This window comes from uncultured Porphyromonas sp. (assembly GCF_934359325.1).
GTDB lineage: Bacteria > Bacteroidota > Bacteroidia > Bacteroidales > Porphyromonadaceae > Porphyromonas_A.
The window spans coordinates 1-4,638 of the sequence record NZ_CAKRLH010000126.1 but is presented as its reverse complement, the minus strand read 5'-3'; the positions used below and the strand labels follow the sequence as shown (position 1 = coordinate 4,638).

Below are 4,638 nucleotides of genomic sequence, written 5' to 3'. Positions count from 1 at the left end.
TCGTATCGCCCATAGCGGTAGTACCCATTAGCCCGACCGCCCCAGCCGTAGTTGCAGTGGAGAAAGAGTTCATTCTCCGTGCGGAGGAGACCATCCACGATCCAGGTGTGGAAGGTGAGGTCCTCCCGCCCGGCAGTGAGGATCACCGGCAGCCCGCTCCGGAGGCTCTGCTCGATCGTCCCTCTCAGCCCCCACCAGTGAAGTCTTGCCTGATGGAAGCCCATCCGGGTGAGGAGAAGGCGGATACGCCAGGGCCAGGTGAGCCCAAAGTCGGTCGTGTAGGTCGTCGAGAGTGCTTCGCCTATCTCTGAGAGAAATCGGCCTGCCATCTCCCGCTCGGAGGCGGTAGAGGTGATCCCGGGATGGAGGGCGGAGACCCGCTCGAGGGAGCGGTAGAGAGGGTTTTTGGAGTTGTGCTCGACCGCCAGCCGGGTGAGGAGCTGTGCCAGCGCCACAGGAGCGCAGCCGGCAGGAGATCGACCGATCGGTGATGAGGGTCGCAGACCTCTTCGGATCGGGGTATTGAGGTCAAAGGGGCTACCCTGATGCCAGATCGTACGCACCATCATCGGGATGTACTCCGTCACATCTTCGGGCGTGATCAGGTCGGAGCCGCTGACGAGATCCATCAGACTTTGTCTCTTTTCCTTCTCAGTCATGCTCTTCCAGATACCGTCGGATCGCCTCTGTCACCTGCTCCGCCGCCTCGCGCTCTTCCGCACTGTTTCTCAGGTGTCCTATTGGGACAGTCACATGGGCTCGGGAGTAGTAGGGCTCCCTCTTCTCCGACACCATTTCGAGGTAGTCGCAAACTTCGCTTCTCGTCTTGTCCGCTACTGCCGGTCGGGTCGCTCGGACGCTGTAGAGCCTCTCGGCGAGTAGGTCAAGCGGTGAGCGGAGGTAGACTACCAGCCCATGGGCGAGCATCCGATCCATATTGTCCTCCCAGGTCGGCAGCCCCCCGCCGGTGGCTATGAGGGTGTCCTCCACCTGCAGCAGCTCCAGCAGCGCTACACGCTCTCTCTTGCGAAACTTGTCGATCCCGCAGCAACCGATCATTGACGAGATGGAGGCGTGGTACCGGCTCTCGACGAAGAGGTCTGTGTCGACAAATCGCACCCCAAGCCGCTCGGCAACGATCCGCCCGATGGTACTCTTCCCCACGCCGGGGAGTCCTATGAGGAATAGTGGTCTCACGCTGCTGTCGCTCTTACCTTACGATACATAACTCCATAGAAGACGAGGGCAATCCCCTCCGAGACGGCGGTGAGGATAAAGATAACCATCGTCAGCCCCCTGTCGTAGAGCAGTCCGCTCAGAGCTGAGCCGGCGAGTAGCGCCAGCCCGTAGAAGGTATTGAAGAGCCCGAAGCCGAGTCCGCGCTTCTTGTACGGCGTCAGGTCGGCTATCGCCGAGCGCATCACAGTCTCATGAGCGCCGAGGATCACACCGAGGATCACCATACCGGAGATGACCACCGGGACGGAGGTGCTGAGGGTAAGGACCGGGAGTAGCAGGGTCAGTAGCGGCACGATGAGGAGCACCAGGATGCCGCCCGTCCTGGAGCCGGTCCTCTCCTTGAGCCGATCGTAGGTTCGCCCGATGAGCAGTGCCACTAAGGCATCGACACCCATGGCGCCGGCGTAGAGCATGGTGATCATCGTGTCGGACATGACGGACCGGACCTTGAGGTGATAGCCGATGATCCCGAAATTGAGCAGACCAAAGGCGGTGAAGAAGGTGAAGGCGGAGTAGATCCAGAACATCCGGCTCAGCTTACCCTGCTTGTCGGTCGGGGCAACTGCGCCGTGCTCTCGCTCCAGGTGCGACACTCGCCGCCAGACGTAGACGAGGAAGAGCATCAGGACCACGAAGGGGATCGCGAGTAGCTTGTATCCGAGCTGAAACTCCTCCACGCCGCTCTGACCTGCGTAGTAGAAGACTGCGGTAAAGATCAGCGGTCCGAGGAAAGCCCCGAGCTGGTCGAGCGCCTCCTGCAGTCCGAAGGCAAAGCCCAGCCCCACCTGTCGCTCCGAGATGCCGGAGAGGAGCGTGTCCTTGGCGGGGCTGCGGAAGGCCTTCCCGATCCGCTCCGTCAGGATCAGGACGATGAGTACGCCCCAGCTGGTGGTGCAGCCCATCAGGGGGATCACGAAGTGGACCCCATAGCCGAGGAAGAGGAAGAGCCAGTACTTGCCACTCTTGTCGAGGATGACGCCGGAGATGAGCCGGAGCGCATAGCCGATGAACTCTCCCAGCCCAAATACCAGCCCCACCTGTGCTGCCGACACGCCGAGCAGACTGAGGTACTGACCATTGACACTACGAGCCGACTCGTGGACGATGTCTCCCAGCATGCTGATGATGCCGAAGAGGACGATCACTCCGAGTACCTGTCTCCGGACAGACTTGTCCTGTGTATGATCTGCTGTCATAATATTAGCCTTTTGCGCCACAAAGGTACTCAATCGAGAGGTCGTATAGTACCCCGCTCTCATCCTCGTGACACAGGATCGGTCCACCGCTTCCGGTCTTGCCATTAAAACCCCTTACTTCTAGGCTGTTATAAGTGTGTTAAGGTCGTGGGTGTGCAACGATCTGGCTATCAGTATGAAGAGAAGCGCTATTTCTATACCCGGTATTAGTATCCACTATTACCGATATTAGTGTCGACTAATACCGGTAATAGTGGATACTAATATCGGGTATAGTATGAGGGTGTCTCCATGCGACCCGGATCCGCTTCCCCGGCTTGATTCGTTCTCCCTCGTCTCTTCTCACGCTTTCATCCAAAGGAAAAAAGGACCCTTGACCTAAGCCAAGAGTCCTTTTGTATCATATAAACCCTCGTCTACCGGGGATCTGTTTATGCGCCGACGCGTATCACCTCTCCCGGTCGGATCATGCTGCTCTTGCGGAGCTTCGGATTGAGTCTCCGGATCTGAGCCACTGAGGTGCCGGTCTTCTTGGCGATGTGAGACAGAGTATCGCCCTTGCGGACCCGGTAGGTCTTGAAAGAGTTGTCCCTCGTCTTCGTATTACTCGCTCTGTATTGGCTTGATGAGTTGCTTCGGGTTGAGCGACCCTTGGCATAGACGTACATCTCATTGCGAGGCGCACCGCTGGCAAAGTCGATCAGCTGCTGAGGATTGAGTGCGATGCCCATAAATCGGGTCTCATAGTGGAGGTGCGGACCGGTAGAGCGTCCGGTGCTGCCGCCAAGTCCGATCGCGTCACCGGCATGGACGACGGTATTCTCCTTCACGAGCTGCTTGGAGAGGTGACCGTAGAGGGTCTCCAGACCATTGGGGTGACGGATCACCACATACTTACCATAGCCTCGTCCATCGATGTCGACCAGTCGTACGCGACCGGAGAAGGTGGCGCGGACGGTGTCGCCGCGATTGAGGTCAATGTCCACGCCGTAGTGCATACGACGGAAGCGACGACGATAGCCGTAGCCGCTATTGATGCGGCGGATGCCATCCAGTGGGTAGACAAATTCCTTGAGACTGATCTCGTAGCGAGAGGGGATGACAGCAGACGCCCCGTGGATGGGGTTTAGGGAGCTGTTCCAGGAGTCCTCGCCGTAGAGGTCGACAGAGGGATAGAGGAGATCCTCCTCGGTCAGTTCGTCCAGATTTAGAGACTCATTAATTGCCTTAGCGAAGCTGGTGACCAGCGTTGTGTCTCTGTAATTGAGGTTAGAAGCGAGTAGCTGCGCGGCAGCTCCGGTTTTCTTGTCCGCGTCCTTAGAGACGACCTCGGTGGACTTTCGGTTGTGGTGATTGGTCGTTTCGTTACTCTTCTGTGCATAGCCAAGGGCACAAGTGACGAGTAATGCTCCGACAGCCACCACTCTCCGAAGTAGTGAGTTGGGTGTACTCATTCTGTAATAAAAGAAGGTTGACATCCCCTCCTCAGACTCCCTCAAGCTTTGGCGTGCTCTCATCGTCCACAGCAGTACGGGACGCCAAGACCAAGTCAACTCCGGAGGACGAAACAGGAGAAGATATAAAACACAATTACCGTAGGCGCTCCCTCTCAGATTTTGACTATGAAAGCTCATCGCCACAGTGGCCCCGTACACTTACGAGCGGCTCACACGGGCAACAGTCTCCCAAGAGAGAGAACTCTTACACGGCGCAAGGTACATATTATTTTCCAGGTCGGCACAAGTAATATCTCCTTTGCCCATATATTTAAGCACTTTTTAGCACCGTTTTGACTTCAGGCGCTCTCTTTGTGTATGCTTCGCTGCTCGCGGACCTGTCGCCGGTCGTGGTGGATCACCTGGAGGGCGTTGAAGATGTTCTGGAAGATAGAGTAGGCCGCTTGCGACACGGAGGCGATGGGATTGAGGTACGACTGGATCATCCATATGCTGATGGAGGAGTTTTTCTGCCCCAGAGCCTGACCGATGGTGACGCTCTCGCCGAGTACCCTTCTACTCATTGCCTTGCCGACAGAGTACTGGATGATGCAGGTGACGAGGCCGATCAGCACCAGCACGACAATCATCGTCGCCACGCCCTGACTCTCCTGCGCTACGAAGTGGACGGTATTGGCGATGACGAGCGAGAGGAGGAAGATCCATATATAGAGGGAGGCGGAGGAGAGGGAGCGAACCTTGGCGTG

General features: G+C 57.5%; 4 protein-coding genes and 1 pseudogene. All 5 read right to left on the bottom strand.

From position 1 onward, the window contains the following. On the bottom strand, positions 1–659 hold a 659-nt coding region (locus Q0F21_RS05440; protein ID WP_297238115.1), incomplete at its 3' end, for a C10 family peptidase. Further along, entirely contained in the window at positions 652–1,197 is a 546-nt protein-coding gene (locus Q0F21_RS05435; RefSeq protein ID WP_297238113.1) for a shikimate kinase, read from the bottom strand. The genes Q0F21_RS05440 and Q0F21_RS05435, both read right to left, overlap by 8 nt. Beyond that, the gene (locus Q0F21_RS05430; protein ID WP_297238111.1) at positions 1,194–2,435 is read right to left on the bottom strand and encodes an MFS transporter; all 1,242 of its coding nucleotides are present in this window, start codon (positions 2,433–2,435) and stop codon (positions 1,194–1,196) included. Before Q0F21_RS05430 ends, Q0F21_RS05435 begins: the two co-directional genes overlap by 4 nt. A gap of 431 nt (positions 2,436–2,866) precedes the next feature. Next, a complete protein-coding gene (locus Q0F21_RS05425) occupies positions 2,867–3,889 on the bottom strand; it encodes a M23 family metallopeptidase (protein ID WP_297238109.1) in 1,023 nt (340 codons plus the stop codon). Between the two features lie 341 nt (positions 3,890–4,230). Further along, a pseudogene (locus tag Q0F21_RS05420) lies at positions 4,231–4,638 on the bottom strand (transporter); the annotation flags it as partial.

What these genes read in the sequence shown, in the direction of transcription:
- Q0F21_RS05430 (WP_297238111.1), bottom strand. Translation starts at nt 2,435, where the DNA reads ATGACAGCAGATCATACACAGGACAAGTCTGTCCGGAGACAGGTACTC.
- Q0F21_RS05425 (WP_297238109.1), bottom strand. Translation starts at nt 3,889, where the DNA reads ATGAGTACACCCAACTCACTACTTCGGAGAGTGGTGGCTGTCGGAGCA.